The 18,163-nt window shown below is 60.3% G+C and carries 14 protein-coding genes; 10 read left to right on the forward strand and 4 right to left on the reverse strand.

From position 1 onward, the window contains the following. Positions 1 to 67: 67 nt before the first annotated feature. The 3 genes from ACILSI_RS09480 to gyrA are packed head-to-tail and all read left to right on the forward strand — an operon-like array spanning position 68 to position 5,808. The gene (locus ACILSI_RS09480; RefSeq protein ID WP_395721631.1) at positions 68 to 2,617 is read left to right on the forward strand and encodes a DNA gyrase subunit B; all 2,550 of its coding nucleotides are present in this window, start codon (positions 68 to 70) and stop codon (positions 2,615 to 2,617) included. Between the two features lie 47 nt (positions 2,618 to 2,664). Beyond that, a complete protein-coding gene (locus ACILSI_RS09485; protein WP_395721632.1) occupies positions 2,665 to 3,117 on the forward strand; it encodes a four helix bundle protein in 453 nt (150 codons plus the stop codon). Between the two features lie 54 nt (positions 3,118 to 3,171). After that, positions 3,172 to 5,808, forward strand: a complete 2,637-nt coding sequence (gene gyrA, locus ACILSI_RS09490; RefSeq protein ID WP_395721633.1) for a DNA gyrase subunit A — start codon at positions 3,172 to 3,174, stop codon at positions 5,806 to 5,808. Here the strand turns inward: gyrA and ACILSI_RS09495 are convergent. From ACILSI_RS09495 to thiD, 3 genes are read right to left on the reverse strand one after another with little or no spacing between them, the layout of a single operon-like run. Next, a complete protein-coding gene (locus tag ACILSI_RS09495) occupies positions 5,803 to 6,015 on the reverse strand; it encodes a hypothetical protein (RefSeq protein ID WP_395721634.1) in 213 nt (70 codons plus the stop codon). The two genes, gyrA and ACILSI_RS09495, sit on opposite strands and share 6 nt — an antisense overlap. After that, complete coding sequence (locus ACILSI_RS09500; RefSeq protein ID WP_395721635.1) at positions 6,012 to 7,076, reverse strand: S41 family peptidase; 1,065 nt, start codon at positions 7,074 to 7,076, stop codon at positions 6,012 to 6,014. The genes ACILSI_RS09495 and ACILSI_RS09500 overlap by 4 nt, the downstream gene beginning before the upstream one ends. Then, positions 7,073 to 7,885, reverse strand: coding sequence for a bifunctional hydroxymethylpyrimidine kinase/phosphomethylpyrimidine kinase (thiD, locus tag ACILSI_RS09505; protein ID WP_395721636.1), 813 nt, complete (start codon positions 7,883 to 7,885; stop codon positions 7,073 to 7,075). Before thiD ends, ACILSI_RS09500 begins: the two co-directional genes overlap by 4 nt. 86 nt (positions 7,886 to 7,971) lie before the next feature. Here thiD and ACILSI_RS09510 point away from each other — a divergent pair, with 86 nt between their 5' ends. Next, positions 7,972 to 8,352: an ApaG domain gene (locus tag ACILSI_RS09510; protein ID WP_395721637.1), complete on the forward strand. Its 381-nt coding sequence runs from the start codon at positions 7,972 to 7,974 to the stop codon at positions 8,350 to 8,352. Between the two features lie 11 nt (positions 8,353 to 8,363). Here ACILSI_RS09510 and ACILSI_RS09515 read toward each other — a convergent pair whose 3' ends face one another. Then, positions 8,364 to 9,584 carry a hypothetical protein gene (locus ACILSI_RS09515; protein WP_395721638.1) on the reverse strand — a complete coding sequence of 407 codons (1,221 nt, stop codon included), beginning with the start codon at positions 9,582 to 9,584 and terminating at the stop codon, positions 8,364 to 8,366. A 114-nt stretch (positions 9,585 to 9,698) separates the two neighbouring features. Here ACILSI_RS09515 and ACILSI_RS09520 point away from each other — a divergent pair, with 114 nt between their 5' ends. The 6 genes from ACILSI_RS09520 to ACILSI_RS09545 all read left to right on the forward strand — a co-directional run bounded on the left by ACILSI_RS09520 (position 9,699) and on the right by ACILSI_RS09545 (position 18,155). Next, positions 9,699 to 11,390: a 4-alpha-glucanotransferase gene (locus ACILSI_RS09520; protein ID WP_395721639.1), complete on the forward strand. Its 1,692-nt coding sequence runs from the start codon at positions 9,699 to 9,701 to the stop codon at positions 11,388 to 11,390. A gap of 212 nt (positions 11,391 to 11,602) precedes the next feature. Then, positions 11,603 to 12,922: a DUF1552 domain-containing protein gene (locus ACILSI_RS09525; protein ID WP_395721640.1), complete on the forward strand. Its 1,320-nt coding sequence runs from the start codon at positions 11,603 to 11,605 to the stop codon at positions 12,920 to 12,922. A 41-nt stretch (positions 12,923 to 12,963) separates the two neighbouring features. Continuing rightward, positions 12,964 to 13,395: a hotdog fold domain-containing protein gene (locus ACILSI_RS09530; protein WP_395721641.1), complete on the forward strand. Its 432-nt coding sequence runs from the start codon at positions 12,964 to 12,966 to the stop codon at positions 13,393 to 13,395. Positions 13,396 to 13,398: 3 nt separating this feature from the next. Next, complete coding sequence (pdxA, locus tag ACILSI_RS09535; RefSeq protein ID WP_395721642.1) at positions 13,399 to 14,397, forward strand: 4-hydroxythreonine-4-phosphate dehydrogenase PdxA; 999 nt, start codon at positions 13,399 to 13,401, stop codon at positions 14,395 to 14,397. A gap of 84 nt (positions 14,398 to 14,481) precedes the next feature. After that, positions 14,482 to 15,753 carry a DUF1552 domain-containing protein gene (locus tag ACILSI_RS09540; protein WP_395721643.1) on the forward strand — a complete coding sequence of 424 codons (1,272 nt, stop codon included), beginning with the start codon at positions 14,482 to 14,484 and terminating at the stop codon, positions 15,751 to 15,753. 2 nt (positions 15,754 to 15,755) lie between these two features. Then, entirely contained in the window at positions 15,756 to 18,155 is a 2,400-nt protein-coding gene (locus ACILSI_RS09545; RefSeq protein ID WP_395721644.1) for a DUF1592 domain-containing protein, read from the forward strand. Positions 18,156 to 18,163 lie beyond the last annotated feature (8 nt).

Here is an 18,163-nt window from a genome sequence, read left to right on the forward strand (position 1 = left end):
TCATCGAGCACGTTTCCGGTAGCGGTTTCATGGACGGATTCAGTCGATGGTCAGCCCTTCAAATCCTATGTCCGAACAGTCTCCTGAGCAGAACGCTGCTTTTAATACCGGTGTGGCCGAAAACCAGGCCTACGGTGCCGATCAAATCCAGAAACTCGAAGGCCTCGAAGCCGTCCGCCTCCGTCCCGGCATGTACATCGGCGACCCCGATGAACGCGGCCTGCACCACTGCGTGTTTGAAGTCGTGGACAACTCCATCGATGAGCATCTCGCCGGTCATTGCAAAAACGTCTGGATCACGATCCACACCGACGGTTCCATCACCATTCAGGACGACGGACGCGGCATCCCGGTGGAAATGCATCCCAAGGCGGGCATTCCGACGGTGGAACTCGTGCTCACCAGCCTTCATGCCGGTGGTAAGTTCGGCGATGGCGCGTATGAATTCTCCGGCGGCCTCCACGGCGTCGGTGCGAAGTGTACGAATGCTCTGTCCGACTGGTTCAAGTGCGAGGTCTTCCGCGATGGCAAAATACACGCCATCGGCTTTGAGCGCGGCAAAACGACTGAGCCACTGACTGTTCTCGGCGATCTCGATGATCCGAAGACAACAGGGACGAAGATTTCCTTCTTCCCTGATGCCACGATCTTCACGATCACGACCGCTTATGTGTTTGATCGACTGCTGGTCCGCCTGCGTGAACTCGCTTTCCTCAATCCTGGCATCCGCATCACGCTCACCGACGAGCGTAGCGATCCACTGCGTCAGGAAGTGCTTTTCTATCAGGAAGGCGTGAAGCAGTTCGTGCGTGAGATGGGCGCGGACAAGGACAAGATCCATCCTGAGCCAGTGGCGCTCGCCGGTCGCCGTGAAGTGCCGATCGATGACAAGAAGAAGTTCATCCTCGTCGATTGCGTGCTGCAATGGAACAAGGGCCTCAATGAGCAGACACTCTGTTTTGCCAACGCCATTCCGAATCCCGATGGTGGTACGCATTACAGCGGCCTCAAGACCGCGCTCACCAAGGCGGTGAAGCAGTACATCAACGCCAACCCGAAGGCTTTCAAAGAAAAGCTGCCCGACATCGAAGGCGATGATTGCCGCGAAGGCATGATTTGCGTCTTGAGCGTGAAGCTGACGAATCCGCGCTTCAACTCGCAGACCAAGGTGAAGCTGGTAAACGGCGAAGTCGAAGGCGTGGTGAACTCCATCGTTTATGAAGGCCTGCTGCGCTTCTTTGACGAAAATCCAGACACCGCCGTCGAGATCATCAAGAACATCATCATCGCAGCGAAATCACGCGAAGCTGCACGCAAGGCTCGCGAAGCCATCCGCAAGGACGCGATGAGCAGCGGTGGTCTGCCCGGCAAGCTGGCCGACTGCTCCGAACGCGATCCGGCGAAGACCGAGCTGTTCATTGTCGAGGGTGACTCCGCCGGTGGCTCCGCCAAGATGGGCCGCAATCGCCACAATCAGGCGATTCTTCCGCTGCGAGGCAAACTCATCAACACCGAGAAGGCCCGCCTCGAAAAGGTGCTCCAGAACAAGGAAGTGCAGACCATGATCACCGCCATCGGCACCGGCATCGGCGGCGACAGCGAGGTGGAAGGCTCCTTCAACATCGAGAAGCTCCGCTACCACAAGATCGTCATCATGACCGATGCCGACGTCGATGGCAGCCACATCCGCACCCTGCTTTTGACCTTCTTCTTCCGCCAGATGCCGGAACTCATGAAAGGCGGCCACATCTATGTCGCGCAGCCGCCGCTTTACCAAGTCACGCGTAAAAAGCGCGAGGAATACGTGCAGAGCGATGCCGAAATGGACGCCATCCTGCTCGAACTCGGCTCCGGCGAGATCAGCCTGCGCAACATCGCCGATGGCAGCAAGCTCGCGGCCGACCGGCTCAAGGCCATCCTCGATCTCCTCGTGCCCGTCGCCAAATTCGCCGACATCGTGCGCCGTCATGGTGGTGACTTCGAGCATTACCTCCAGGCGCGTGACGAAGCCACCGGCAACCTGCCGCATCATATCGTCGTCATTCGCGAGGGCAATGAAGTCAGCCTTCACTACTTCGTCACCAACGAGCAACTCGCGGCCTTTGCCCGGGAAAACAACGACCTGCATCTCTTTGGCAATCCCGCCGCCGATACCAACGGTGTCGCTGCCCCCAAGGCTCACCGCCGCGCTCGCCTCATCGAAATCCATGAGGCGCACGGTATGAAGAAGCGCTTCCAGCAACTCGACGAGCTGGGCTTGCATGTCGATCACTTCAGCAGCCAGGACAAGCCGCTCTTTGAAGTCATCGAAGGCGATGGCGAAAACGCGAAAGTCCATCCCGTCTTCAGCATCCCCGGCATCCTCGACAAAGTCATGGAAATCGGCAAACGCGGCATGGAGATCAAGCGCTTCAAAGGTCTCGGTGAAATGAACGCCAAGCAGCTCTTCGAGACCACCATGGACCCGAACAAGCGCACCCTCCTCCAGGTCAAACTCGACGAAACCAACTCCCACGAAGCCGAACGCATGTTCACCATCTTGATGGGCGACGTGGTGGAACCACGAAAGCACTTCATCGAAGAAAACGCCCTCAACGTCCGCAACCTCGACGTGTAAGCAGCGGTCAAGAGGTCAAGGAGTTGTCAAGAATCGTCAAGATTGTTATGGGAACGGTCGATCTACATGAACTGAGAGTCTATCAGCTCGCGATGCGAGTCGGGGAAGACGTGTGGTCGCTGACAGTGGGTTGGGAGTGGTTGGCGAAGCAGACCGTTGGCCTTCAATGGATTCGTTCGGCTGATTCCATCGCCGCCAACATTTCCGAAGGCTACGGACGCTACTCCTTCAAAGAGAACGCTCGATTCTGCTACTATGCTCGCGGTTCCCTCCGTGAGACCCAGACGTGGCTTGAAAAAGCCATCTCACGAAACCTCGTCACCGAATCCATCGCTGACGAGCTCTCGCTGAAACTCGAGACGCTCCGTCGTCAGCTCGACAACTACATCCATTCCTTCGGCCGCACTCAATCCAACAACGTCCGAGAGTCCTCTACTGACGACTCCACCGACCTCCCACCCCTCGAAGAGTTCCTAGCCACCTTCGACTCCCCGCCTTGACCACTCCTTGACCTCTTGACGGCGCTCCACCGCCAACCTTGACCCTTTCCGCCCATGCAAGACCCCAACATCCGCCCCATCTCTGTCGCTGAAGAAGTGAAGAACTCCTTCCTCGACTACTCGATGTCCGTCATCATCGCTCGTGCGTTGCCGGACGTTCGCGATGGTTTGAAGCCCTCCCAGCGCCGCATCCTTTACGCGATGCACGAGCTGTCGCTCTACCCGCCGAAGAAGCACATGAAGTGCGCGAAGATCTGCGGTGACACCTCCGGTAACTACCATCCGCACGGTGAAGCGGTCATTTACCCGACGCTGGTTCACATGGGCCAGCCCTGGGCCATTCGGGAGCCGTTGATCGACCCGCAAGGGAACTTCGGTTCGGTGGAAGGCGATCCTCCGGCAGCTATGCGTTATACGGAAGCCCGCATGACGCACCTGGGCGGCACTTTGATGTCGGACATGGAGAAGGAGACGGTCGATTTCGTGCCAAACTACGATGAACGTCTCACTGAGCCGACCGTGTTCCCGGCAGCATTCCCGAATCTCATCGTCAATGGCGGCACCGGTATCGCCGTCGGCATGGCGACGAATATGCCGCCACATAATCTTGGCGAAGTCGTCGATGCCGTGTGTGCGCAGATCGACAATCCGCAGATCACTTGCGGCGAGCTTCAAGCGCACATCAAAGGCCCCGATTTCCCGACCGGTTGCGTCATCCTCGGCACCAACGGCATTCGTGAATACATGGAAACCGGCCATGGCAGCGTGCGCACGCGCGGCAAGGCGGAGATTGTTGAAAACGGCAACCGCGAGCAGATCATCATCACCGAAATTCCGTTTAACGTGAACCGCGCTGAGCTGGTGAAGCGCATCGCTGAACTCGCGAACGAAAAAATCATCACGGAAATCAGCGGCGTCCGCGATGAGTCGGACGAAAACACCCGCGTTGTCATTGACCTCAAGCGCGACGCTCGCGGCCAGGTCGTGCTGAACAATCTCTACAAGCACACCGCGCTCGAATCGAGCTTCTCGATCCACATGCTCGCCATCGACGGCGGCAAGCCGCGTGTGTTGAGCATGAAGGACGCCATCGCGTGCTACATCGAGCACCGCCGTGAGGTCATCATCCGCCGCACTCGTTTCCTGCTCAAGCAGGCCGAGATCAAGGCCGAAAAACTCGAAGCCCAGCTCCTTGCGCTCGGTCATCTCGACGATTTCATCAAGATCATCCGCGACAGCAAGAACCGCGACGAAGCGCGTGAGCGCCTCAAGGCCTACAGCTTCGCCGTTAGCACCGCCGAGCAGCTCGGCATCATGATTCGTGCCCAGGCAAGTATCGTGGGTGACAAATACATCTTCACCGACAAGCAGGTCGAAGACATCCTCGAACTCCGCCTCTATCAGCTCGTCGGGCTCGAGCGCGACAAGATCAAAGCCGACTACGACGACGTTTTGGTCAGCATTCGTGACTTCATGGACATCCTGGCCCGTGAAGCACGCGTGCTTCAGATCATCAAGGACGAATTGATGGCCATCCGTCTCAAGCACGCCACGCCGCGACTCACGAGCATCGAAGCCGCCGAGGGCGAGATCGAAAACATCGACCTCATCCCGAACGACCCGACCGTCGTCACCATGACGCACTTGGGCAGCATCAAGCGTACCTCCACAGCCGAATACCGTGTCCAGAATCGCGGTGGCAAGGGCCTCAAAGGCATGGAGGCTCGAGAGGCGCAGGGTGAGGAGGAAGCCAGCGACTTCGTCGAGCACCTCTTCAGCGCCCATTTGCACGACTTCCTGCTCTTCTTCACCAACACAGGCCGCATGTATGTGGAGCGCGTGCATCAGATCCCCGAAGCCGCACGCACCGGCAAGGGCCGCAGCATCAAGAACATGCTCAATCTGCGTTCCGAGGAGAAAATCGCCGCCGTGCTCATTCTGGAAGCCCAGGGTCAGGAGGACGAGGCCATGTGGGCGGCGGACAAGTATGTGCTGTTTGCCACCAAGGACGGCACGGTGAAGAAAACCGCTCTCGAAGAGTTTAAGAACTACCGCAAAGACGGTATCATCGCGATCAAGCTCGATGAGGGCAACGATCTCGTCGATGTTGTGCTCACGGACGGCAACAAGGAGATCTGCCTGGTCACCCACGAAGGCATGTGTGCCCGCTTCCATGAGACGGGCGATGATCCTGAATCACCAAACCTGCGTCCGATCGGCCGCAACACCGCCGGTGTGCGTGGCATCACGCTCGATGACGGCGACTTCCTCGTGAGCTGCATCACGAACGAACCCGACACCATGGTGCTCGTTGTCAGCGAAAACGGCCTCGGCAAGCGCACCGCCTTCGACGAATACCGTCTCCTCACGAATCGCGGCGGCAAAGGCGTCACCACGATGAACGTGACCGAGAAAACCGGCAAAGTCGTCGCGGCGAAAGCCGTGCATGACAAAGACGAGCTCATGCTCATGACCACCAAGGGCCAGAGCGTGCGCATTCGCGTCTGCGACATCCGCGAAACCGGCCGCAATGCCCAAGGCGTCAAACTCATGGGGCTCAAGGACGGCGAGACCATTCAAGATGTGGCCACCGTCGTCGCAGATGACGCCGAACCTGTTGCTGAAGCGATTGAAACCTCCGCCGCCGAAGCTGTCACGGAAGCGCCTTCAGAAACGCCGCCTGCCTCATAAGGCTTCGAGCATTTCGCCACGCGAGAAATCGGCCACGTCCATCTGAGTGAGAACTCTTCCTCCTTCTCGAAGGGGGAAGGCTTCCGCCTTCTTGGAGACAAAGCCGAAGATGATCTTGCCGTTGGGCAGGGCCGCGTGGCAGGTGCTCGGGCTGATCACCTCGCGGATCGTGACGACCGTTTCGATTTTGTCGGGGATTTCCATCATTTCGTCACGGGAATGTCTTTGCGCTTCCAGTCGATCTTGGCGGACTGAAAATGTGCGCGTGTGTTGATGAGATCGACGGCGCGTTGCAGCACGAGGTCGCTTGGTTTGGGCGTGTCCTCGGGCAAGGATTCACCCGCGGAGCGGCGGATGTAGGCGTCGAGTTCGGGATTGGCGTTGGCGACGAGAGCCGCCTCGTTGAAACGGGCGCGTGGCTGGTCGGTGATGGTGCTTTTGACCGTCTTATTGGTGCCAGCCTCGAAAACCTGCCGCTTAATCGTGGTGGGCAGATCCACCACAAAGTCTGGTTTCAGCCCTTTTTTGAAGACGGAGCTGTCATCCACCAGCAGCACCTCGGCACGGGCAAAGCGCAGCGACCATTCGGCGTCCACCGGCACGGTTTCATAGCGCACCGCGCCGCCGCGAGTGGGAGCGCCGATCAAGAGCGCCTGCTTACGCTGCCGCAGCACAGCAGCGATGGTCTCTCCCAGATTGTTGGTCTCATCATCGACGAGGACGAGCAATGAACCTGCCCAGAGCGGCTCCCGCATGTTGGTTTCGGTTTCGGACGCGGACTGGTCCATCTGCTTCATCTTGAACAGCACCTCGCCCTTGGGCAGAAACAGGCTGAGCAGCTCCGCCGCCTCATTGAAGTTGCCAGGAGGAGCCGGGGTGCGCAGGTCGAGGATCAGATGCGCGGGCTTGGCGGCGATGAACTTGCCAAGCTGCTGCTCAACCTCCTTCGTCTCACGTTCCGTGAAGGCTTGGGGCCGCAGGTAGGCGATCTGCGGCGTGATCAGCTCCGACCGCACACCTTGCTGCGCCTCGCGCACGGATTCGAGCTTCCGGGGAATGAGCTCTGCGCCGAAGTCGAGCCGTTCGAGCAGTCCGGCCAGCGCGGCGCGGTTCAGCTCGTCAAAGGTGAGGTCGCCGCTGCGGATGTACTCCTTTTGCAGAATGCGAAACGCGGTTTGGATGCCCGCTTGGCTGATGTCCTTCGACTCCGGGGCGCTGGCGGCGAACACGGTGGGCGCGAGGGCCAGGATGAATGCGAATCGTCTCATGCGCCGGTCTGTTGAAGATGGTTGAGAGCATGTACGATGCCCGCGCTGCTGCTTTGCCACGCAAAATGCTGCGCGATGGCCCGGCTGACGAACTGCTTCGCCTGCGCCACGGCCGCATGCAAATCCAAGCCATGCGCGAGACCGGTGGCGATCGACGCGGAGAAGGTGCAGCCCGTGCCATGCGTGTGAACGCCCGCTGTGCGCGGTGCGGTGTGCCAGGTGAGAGCATTGTCGTGGCAGAGCACGTCCGCTGCATCGCCTTGCAAGTGACCGCCTTTGACCAGCACGGCAGTGCCAAAGCGGGCACTCAAATCGCGGGCGCAGGCTTCCATGTCCGCAAGACTCGTCACTTCGCGATCCCACAGCACGCGGGCCTCGTCCATGTTCGGCGTGATCAGGGTGGCCAGGGGCAGCAGCTCGTCGATGAGCGTGCGCACGGCCTCGTCTTCGAGCAGGCGCCCACCGCTGGTGGCCACCATGACCGGATCGACCACGAGCGGGACACGACCGTGGGCGAGCTGTTTCCATGTCTCAACCACCGCCTGAACCTGCTCGCGCCCGCCGAGCATGCCGGTCTTTGCCGCCGCGATGGGAAAGCCGCCAAATAGCACACGCATCTGGTCCGCGATGAATTCGGCATCCAAAAGCCGCACCAGGGAGACGATGCCGGGTGTTTCAGATACCACGCTGGTCAGTGCATTCAATCCGTAGCCGCCGAGGGCCGAGATGGCCTTCAAATCCGCCTGCACTCCGGCCCCGCAGGAGGAGTCCGAGCCTGCGATGGTGAGAACGACGGGGGGAGGGGGCATGGTTGAAACGTGGGCGGATGGTAGGGGCCGGGCGCGTTTTTGCAAACCCCGGCTTGTGGCAAACCGGGCATGAACTAGACTCCGCCATGCAATTCGACACCCTGCCAGGACTGACCGTCACGGTGGACAGCATCGCCTACGACCCCACACGGCCTGCTCCGCCGGATCGGCCGCATCCGTTTGTGTACCATCTTTCCATCCACAACGCCTCGGAAGACACGGTGCGCATCTTCGGCCGGAAGTGGATCGTCAAGGACACGGACGGTGACACCATGGTGGTCGAGGGAGACGGCGTGGTCGGCCAGTTCCCGAATCTTTCCCCTGGAGAAACCTTCAGCTACAATTCCTACCACGTCATCAAAGCGGAAAGCACCGCCACCGGTTCCTTCTTCGGCACCACGCCGGACGGACGCCGCGTCTGCACCCGCATTCCCGCCTTTGACATGCAGCCGCCGCTGATGGCGTGAGAGTGTTTTGATCACCGCCACCACGCGGGCAGGTCGTTCATCGTCTCCTTGAGGATGCCACGGATCGCCAGTCGTTCGGCGGGGGAGAGGTGCGCGTGTTGCGCGTCGGGTTGTTCACGAAGGTAGAGCGCCATGTGGTAGTAGATGCGCTCCTTCAGATCCTTCGGCGCCTGTTTCCAGGTGTCGGTGTAGAGCATGTAGCTGCAGCGGTGCTTGAACATGCGCGTCTTCATGTCGAAGTCCTTCAAAGACAGCCCCGCCTTGGTGACCTTGCGGTCGCGGAGGAAAGCCTGCGCGTAGGCTGGATCGCCCGTGATACCCCGGCTCGGGAACTTCGCCTCGTCGGCAAACATGATGTAGCGCGCCAGCTCCTGGGCGCGCTCCTCGATCTCTGCCTTCGCGGCAGCGCCCAGCATGCCCCGGTTCTCATGCTTGAGTTGCCGGGTGGTGTAGATCGCGTAAACCAGTCGGTTTTCGAAGCCGATCTGGTGCTCGTGGATGAGGTGCGGCAGGATGTCGCTGGTGGGCAGCAGGTGCAGGCCGAGGTCGGAGAACTGGCCCGGCGGCACCGGGGTCTTTTCGATCTTCCCGTTCCGCGCCAGGCCCATCACGTTCGCCTTGTGGCTGGAGAGGTTGTGGTCGCCCGTGAGGTGCCAGCCGCCAAAGCGGTCCTCCAGCGGGATCTGATGCCCCTGCACATCGCGGCGGTAGGTTTCCAGGCTGGAACCAGCCTGCGAGACCAGCAGCGATTCGGCGATCAGGCCCGGCAGCCGCCGCGTGGCATTGCCCGCGTGGCAGTTCATGCACTTGGTGGAGCGCTGCACGCCAGGCACCGGTCCGCCGGGCCGCAGCCGGTCATAGACGTAAAAAATGGGGCCCATCTCAGGATCGGCGGCGATGATCTCCACCAGCCCGTTCGGCACCCAGCCGAGGTAGGTGTCCTCATTGAAGTAGAGCGAGCGCGGATTGCGCGGATTGATGATCTCGCTTTGCAGGGAGCTGGCTGAGAAGACCATGATCTGCGAGCTGATCGGGATGTTCAGCGCCTCCAGCAGGCTGGTCAGGAAGGCCTTGTCATTGCTCGTGTCCAGCTTCACCTCGCCCTTCTGCACCTTCTCCTGGAGTTCGGCAAAGCGGTCCTTCGGCTGCGCTTCCAGGTAGGAATGCGGCGCGGCTTTGAAATCAACCACCCGTGGCTCTTTCGTCTCCGCAGCCGGGGCGGCGGAGATCATCAAAAACAAGGGTAACGTCAGGAATCGGGAACGCATCGTGCTCTATACGCTTGCCAAGCTATCCAAATCGCACCAGACAACCACGAATCATTCGCACATCTTCACTTTTCTCCCATGCCCTCCATTCAACCCCGCCGCGCTGGCGTTCTTGTTCCTGTCTTTGCCATCCGCACGCCGGATGATCTCGGCATCGGCGACATCGGCGGTGTGCGGCAGCTCATCGACTGGGCGGCGGACACGGGACTCGGATTGGTGCAATTCCTGCCGATCAACGCCACTGGCAGCGACAGCAGCCCGTACAACGCGATCAGCTCCGTGGCGCTGGATTACCTGACGCTGGATCTCACGCCGCAGGCGGTGCCGGAGCTGGATGAGAAGTTTTACGCCACGACCACGGGCATCCTCCGCGCCGACCTGCTGCGGCAGGGTTCGGTGAACTACCCGAAGGTGCGCCGCCTGAAGAACACGCTGCTGCGCCGGGCTTTCAGCCAGATCGAGACGCAACCGGGGCGCATGGCCGAGTTTGAGGCGTTTTGTGAGCGGGAGGCGGTCTGGCTGGATGATTTCTGCCTCTTCAAGGTGCTGATGGAGGAGCACGGGCATGAGGACTGGACGAACTGGCGCGACGACCTGAACACCGCCGCCAAAGCGCGTGCCTGGCGCGATGCGAACGGCGACGCTATCGACGACCGCATCCTGTTTCATGCCTATGTGCAATGGCTGTGCTTCAGCCAGTGGGGTGAGCTGCGGGCCTACGCGAACGGGAAGGGGATCAAGCTCATGGGCGACATTCCGTTTGGCATCTCCTGGTGCAGCGCGGATGTGTTTTTCCAGCCGGAGCAGTTCGATCTCGACTGGTGCGGCGGTGCTCCGCCGGAGACGTATTTTAAAGACGATTACTTCGTGCAACGCTGGGGCCAGAACTGGGGCATCCCGCTGTACCGCTGGGATGTCATGGAGCGCGGCGGCTTCCAGTGGTGGCGGCAGCGCACGCAGAAGCTCACCGAGGTCTTCGACATCTTCCGCATCGACCACGTCCTGGGCTTCTACCGCATCTACAGCTTCCCCTGGCGGCCGGTGCGCAACGCGGAGTTCTGCTACCTCAGCGATGACGAGGCCAAGGCGCTCACCGGCGGCCGCCTGCCGCATTTCATCGAGAACGACGATGACACGCCCGAGCACAAGGCCGCCAATCTCGCCAACGGCGACAAATACCTGCGCATGATCCTCGCCGCCGCCGATGGCAAGGCCGAGGTGGTGGCCGAAGACCTCGGCACCGTGCCGGATTATGTGCGCCCGCATCTGCTGAGCCTGGATGTGCCCGGCTTCAAGGTCAGCCATTGGGAGGACAACGACCAGGGCCGCGTCGTCATGGGATCCGACTACGACAACTGCGCCTTCACCACCTACGCCACGCACGATCATGAGCCGATGAAGACGCACTGGGAGCACCGCCGTCGCGATGCGCACAGCGTCGAGGAGGCGGATCGTGCTCTTGCCGAAAAAGAACTCCGCGCCCTGGCGGATTTCTCCGGCCTGCGGTTCTCCGGTGACGGCTGGCCGGAATACGACACGCACATCCGTCGTGCCCTGCTCGAAGCCTTGCTCGCCAGCAACGCCCGCTTTGCCGCTTTCATGCTCACCGACCTGTTTGGCCTGGAGGACCGCTTCAACGTGCCGGGCATCGCCGCCGACAGCAATTGGAGCGCCCGACTGCCCATGACCGTGGCCGAACTCCGCCACGCCGCGCCGTGGAAAGAGGAATCCGAGTGGCTCAAGAAGGCGATCAAGCGGGCCGGGAGATGAACCGTGCCGTGACGTTCAGACCCCCAGCCAGAACCTCAAATTCGCGTTTATTCGCGCTCATTGGCGGCCATTCGTGTTGAAAAAACTCAGGCATTCAATTCTCAACGCGAATGACCGCGAATATCCGCGAATGAGCACAAATAGAGCTGCCCCTGAATAATCACCTTTGCTGGAAATCCGCCGCGCTGCGCAAGCGTATGCTCATCACCCCCATGAAACCCCTTCAACGTCGCCAATTCCTGCGCGATCTCGGCATCTCCGCCGGGGCGCTGCCTTTCCTGACCGGACTGCCCAGCCTCACCGGCGCGCCCGCGCCGCAGAAGCGTCAGCGGTTGGTCATCATGTTCTCGCCGAACGGCACGCTGCCGAATGAGTTCTGGCCGGACCAGGAAGGCGCAGATTTCAGCTTCAAGTCGATCTTGAAGCCGCTGGAGAGCTTCAAGGACCGCATGCTGATCTTGCATGGAGTCGCCAACAAAGTGCGCGGCGATGGCGACAGCCATATGCGCGGCATGAGCTGCCTGCTCACTTGCGACGAACTCCTCAAGGGCAACATCATGGGCGGCGGCGGCAATCCGGCCGGCTGGGCCAGCAACATCTCCATCGATCAAGAGATCAAGAACTTCCTCCAGAGCCGTGCGGAGACGAAAACGCGCTTTGGCTCCCTCGAATTTGGCGTTGCGGTGCCGGAGCGTGCCGATCCTTGGACGCGCATGAGTTATGCCGGAGGGAACCAGCCCATCGCCCCCATTGATGACCCGCATCAGGTGCTGAAGAAGGTCTATGGCAAGATGAAGGACAAGGAGAGCCTGGTGAGCATCCTTGATGACGTGCGCAACGATTTGAAGCGCGTCTCCTCGAAGCTCAGCGCCCGTGACAAGGCGCTGCTGGACCAGCACATGACCCTCGTGCGCGGTCTGGAGCAGGATTTGGCGGAAGCCGACAAGCAGGGCAAGCTCAGCCATCCCGTGCCGCAGGTCGATCCGAGCATCGAACTGGTGAACGACAACACGCCGCAGATCAGCCGCATCCAGATCGACCTTCTGGTCAATTCGCTTTCCAATGACATGGCCCGTGTGGCCACGCTGCAATACATGCGCAGCGTCGGCATGGCGCAGATGCGCTGGCTCGGTGTCGAGGAAGGCCATCACAGCCTCTCGCACGATCCTGACGACAAGAAGGACAGCTACGAGAAGCTGATGAAGATCAACACCTGGTTCGCCGGTGAGTTCGCTTACATGGCGAAGCGTCTCAGCGAAACGCCCGAGCCTTCCGGCGATGGCAGCATGCTGGACAACACGCTGCTCGTGTGGACCAATGAGCTGGGGAAGGGGAACAGCCACACACTCGACAACATCCCCTACGTCATGGTCGGCGGTGGTTTTGGCTTCAAGATGGGCCGCAGCCTCAAGTTTGACAAAGCCGCGCACAATCGCCTGTGGATGTCCGTCGCGCAGGCGATGGGCCACAACTTGCAGACCTTCGGGAAGAAGGAGCTGTGTGAGGGCGGGGCTTTGAAGCTGGCATCATAGGGCATGCAATCGTTCCCCGGTCATGCTTGGATCGGCGCACCATGCGAACTGTGCTCGATCTGCCCTTCAACCATTTCATCGGCCTCCAGCCAGTGGAGGAGCCCCATCTGCTCTCGCTGCCTGCGGGCGGGCAGTATTTGAACCATCTAGGCACCGTGCATGCCAGCGCTTTGCTTGCGCTCGCGGAGGCCAGCAGCGGCGAGTGGCTGCTGCAAAATCTCAAGGGCATGGAAGGCATCATTCCCGTCGTGCGGCGGATGGAATCGAAGTTCCGCAAACCTGCGGGCGGTGGCGTGAGATCCACGATGAGCATGAAGCCGGAGGCGATCATGACCCTGAAACACACGCTGGAGAGCAAAGGCCGTGCGTTGATCGAAATTCTGGTCGAATTGCATGACGATTCCGGCCAGCATGTGCTCTCTGCCACGGTGGAGTGGTTCATCACCCGCTCCGCTGCCAGTTCCATTTCCTGATTCATGTCCAAACCCATCATCGCCGTCACCATGGGCGACCCTGCCGGGGTCGGTCCCGAAATCTGCCTGCAACTCCTCGCCAACGACGACATCCGTGCCATCGCCACGCCCGTTGTTTTCGGCGATGCACGGCTGCTGACTCGTTGCGCCCGGCAAACCGGTCTGCCAGCTCCCAAACGCATCCTGAGCGAGATCGATTGGGCCGAAAAATGCGGCAGCATTGATGAACCTGCGGTTTTGGACCTCTTTGGCTTCGATGCTGAAGGCTTCGCGCCCGGCACGGTTAGCGCGAAGACCGGAGCGGCAGGTTATCGCTATGTCGAAAAGAGCATCGAGGCCGCGCTCGCTGGACAAGTCGCCGCAGTGGCCACCGCGCCGCTGAACAAGGAGGCGCTGCATGCCGCTGGCATCACCTATCCCGGCCATACCGAGATGTTTGCCGAGAAAATGGCCGCTGCGCGGTCCTGCATGACGTTTTTCTCAGCGGAGATGATTTGCAGCCTCGTCACCGTTCACATCGGCTATCAAGACGTGGTGCCCGCCCTCACCACCGCGCGCATTTTGGACGTGATCGAGCTCACCAACGAGGCCGTGCAACGTGTGCGAGGGAAGGCTCCCAAAATTGCCGTGTGTGGCCTCAATCCACACGCGGGCGAGCATGGACTGTTTGGACGTGGCGAGGAGGAACGCATCATCGCTCCAGCCATCGCCGCCGCGCGGGCCAAAGGCATTACCATCGAGGGACCGCTGCCGCCGGACACCGCCTTCATCGCCACCAAGCGCCGCAGCGTGGACGCCTACATCTGCATGTATCACGATCAGGCGCTCATTCCGCTCAAGGCTCTCGCCTTCGACACCGCCGTGAACACCACCCTCGGTCTGCCCGTGCCGCGCACGAGTGTCGATCACGGCACCGCGTGTGACATCGCGTGGCAGGGCAAGGCGAACGGCAGCAGCCTGGTCGAAGCTGTGAGACTTGCGGCAAAGATGGGCTTGAAATGACCGCTTCGGCCGCATGATCGAAGTGCCAAAGGCGAGATAGATCCAAGCAAGAGAGCAGGCCTGAAATCGTTAAAGCAACCCATCATGAACATCGCCACCAAACGCCATCTTGATCGCCGTGCCTTGCTGCGTGGGGCTGGAGCCACTCTATCGCTGCCTTTTTTAGAGGCCATGGTGCCAGCCTTTGCCACACGGGCTCAAGCTGCCGTCGGGCAGCCTCCTCCACGCTTTCTGGCGATGTGCGCCACGCTCGGCTTTCACACGCCGTTTTTGTTTCCGCAGGAAACTGGCGTGGACTACACGCTCACGCCGTATCTGGAGCCGTTGAAGGACTTGAAAGACGATTTCTCGGTGATCTCGGGCCTCCAACATGAAGAGCAGAATGGTGCCAACGGCCACACCTCGGAAATGACCTGGCTGACGTCTGCGAAGCATCCCGGGCTGGCAGGATTCAAAAACACGATCTCCATCGACCAGTTCATCGCTGAGAGCATCGGCACACAGACGCGGTTTCCGAGCCTCATTCTCGGCACCGGCAGCGAATCCATGTCATGGTCCGCCAGCGGCGTGCCGCTCCCGGCGGAGCCTTCGCCTTCCAAGGCCTTCCAGCAGCTCTTTGTCGATGGCACGCCAGCGGAGACTGCGGCGCAGGTGCGCGGCTTGAAGCGCGGACGCAGCATCCTCGACACCGTCACAGGTCAGGCGAAAAAACTGCATGGCGAACTCGGTAAACGCGACCAGGAGAAGCTCGACGAGTATTTCTCCGCCGTGCGTGATCTTGAAGGCCGCTTTGTGCAGAACGAGGAATGGGCGCAAAAGCCCAAACCCAAGATTGATTCGAAGCCGCCGACCGACATCCAGAGCCGGACCGATGCCATCGGCAAGATGAAGCTCATGCAGGACTTGATCGTCCTCGCGCTGCAAACCGATTCCACCCGCACCGTGACCTTGCGTCTCAGCGGCATGAACGCCGTGCCTGAGATCGAGGGTGTCAAAAATGACTGGCACAACCTTTCCCACCACGGCCAGGACCCCGCCAAGATCGAGGAACTGAAAGTCATCGAAAAAGCCGAGTTCACCGCCTTCGCCGACTTCCTCACCAAGCTCAAGACTGCTTCTTTGCTGGAGAGCACTGCCGTTATCTTCGGCTCCAACCTCGGCAACGCCAGCGCGCACAGCACCGCCAATCTCCCCCTCATCCTCGCAGGAGGCGGCTTCAAACACGGTCGCCACATCGCCATCGACAAGCAGAAGCACGTCTTCTCGAATCTCTTCGTCTCGCTCGCTCAGCGTATGGGCGTGGAAGCGGACAAGTTCGGTTTCAGCACCGGCGTGTTGGACATCAATCAAGCCTGAGCATGAAGTCTTGTTTCCTTGCGGCATTGCCGCTGTTTGCCCTGGCATCACAAGCCGCCATTCCGGCCATCGGGCCGTTCCTCGATCAGAACTGCATGGACTGTCATGACGCGGAGATGAAAAAGGGCGGTCTTGATCTGGCAGCGCTGTCCACCGACGGCTCGGATGCCGCGTCTTTGAAAAAGTGGGTGCGTGTCTTTGACCGTGTCGCCGCAGGCGAGATGCCGCCGCCGAAAAAGAAGCAGCCGTCGCTGGATGCCGTGCAGGATTTCATGGGGGCGCTCGGTGGTGATCTGGTGGCAAAATCGAACGCGCAAAAGGGCACGGTGCTGCGTCGGCTGAATCGTCGAGAATATCAGAACACCCTCAACGAGCTGCTCGGTGTGAAGGTGAATGTGATTGATTCATTGCCGGAGGACGGGCGTGCGCACGGCTTTGACAACATCGGCGAGGCGCTTTCGATCTCCGGCATTCAGATGCAGCGCTACATGGAGTCCGCCGAATTGGCGCTCAACACCGCGTTGAACCAGGAAAGCCGCCCAGAGACCATGCTTCAGCGCGCCACGCTCGAAAGCGACCGCAACAAGGACAACCTCGGCAAGCACTGGCTCAAACGTGACGACGGCTCCATCGTTGTCTTCAACAATGGTGGTTTCCCCAGCACGGTGATCCCCAATCTGCGCACCAAGCATTCGGGCACCTACAAGCTGCGTGTCACTGGCTATGGCTATCAGATTGAGGAGCCGGTCGTCTTTGCATTGATTACCGGCAGCTTCAATTTTCGCAACGCAGACAACGTGACGCACAGCTTTCATGAGCTGCCTGTCGGTCAATCAAGCACCGTGGAGATCACGCTGCATCTCGATGCGAACAAAGGCATCTGGATCAGTCCTCAGGGCCTGAACGGCCCGGATGGGCATTCCCCCATCAAAGACGGTCCGGCCAAATATCCCGGTGAAGGCATGGCGATTCAGGAGGTGACGCTCGAAGGCCCCTTCATCAACGCATGGCCGCCACGGGGTCAAAAACTGCTGCTCGGCGATTTGAAGCTGCGGCAACTTCCGCATGGACTGCCCCCTTCGCAGGCATGGAAAGCGAAGAATCCCGACTTCAAGCACAAGTACACCGCCGACAGCGCTGATCCGGCGGGTGATGCACGCAAACTCCTGCCCATCTTCATCTCTGCCGCGTTTCGTCGTCCGGCCACGGCGGCGGATGTGGAGCCTTATGTGAAGCTGTTCGACGCCGAATTTGCCGAGAGCCAGGATTTCCTCGCGGCCATGCGCACAGCGGCCATTGCAGTGCTGTGCTCGCCTGAGTTCTTGTTCTTGAAGGAGCCTGCGGGCAGGCTCAATGACCAGCAACTGGCCTCGCGCCTCGGCTACTTCCTCACACGCAGTGCTCCTGATGCCGAGCTTCTCACCGCGAAGCTCACACAGCCCGAGGTGCTGCGCGCTCAAACGGAGCGTTTGCTCAAAGCGGCCACGCTGGAGCGCTTCGTCATCGATTTCACCGATGGGTGGCTGAATTTGCGTGAGATCGACTTCACCACGCCGGACAAGCAGCTTTACCCGGAATACGACGAGCTGCTGCTCGACTCGATGCTGCGCGAGACGCGGAGCTTTGTCGCCGAACTCATTCAAAACAACCTGGGGGTCGCGAACATCGTGCAGAGTGACTTTGCGATGCTGAACTCACGCCTCGCGCAGCACTATGGCATCCCTGGCGTGAGCGGACTGGCCATGCAGAAGGTCAAACTGCCGCCGGACAGCCATCGTGGCGGTGTTTTGACCCAGGCGAGCGTTTTGAAGGTCAGCGCCAATGGCACAAACACATCGCCCGTCGTGCGCGGTGTCTTCGTGATGGATCGCATCCTCGGCATGGAGCCGCCACCGCCGCCGCCCGGTGTCCCTGGAGTGGAGCCTGACATTCGTGGTGCCACCACGCTGCGCGAGCTGCTGGACAAACATCGCAACATGGAAAGCTGCAACGGCTGCCACCGTGTTATCGACCCTCCCGGCTTCGCGCTGGAAAGCTACGATGTCATCGGCGGCTGGCGCGAGCGTTTCCGCAGCATTGATCAGGGGGAGCAGGTCAAGCTCACTGTTCAGGGGCGCAAGGTGCGCTACCGCCTTGGCCCGCCCGTCGATGCCGCAGGCGAGCTGAGTTCAGGAGCCAAGTTCGCGGATCTGTCCGAGTTCAAGACTCTGCTGCTCGCCGGTCAGGATCGCGTGGCCCGTTGCATGATCGAAAAACTGCTCACTTTCGCCACCGGTCGTGCCATGGGTTTCTCCGACCGCAGTGAGATCGACAAAATCGTGGCGCAGTCGAAGGCAAAGAACCACGCGATGCGTGATTTGATCCATGCCGTCGTGCAGAGCGAGATATTTCGCAGCAAGTAAGGCGGCAA

Origin of the sequence: Prosthecobacter sp., assembly GCF_044232965.1 — a bacterium.
Taxonomy (GTDB): domain Bacteria; phylum Verrucomicrobiota; class Verrucomicrobiia; order Verrucomicrobiales; family Verrucomicrobiaceae; genus Prosthecobacter.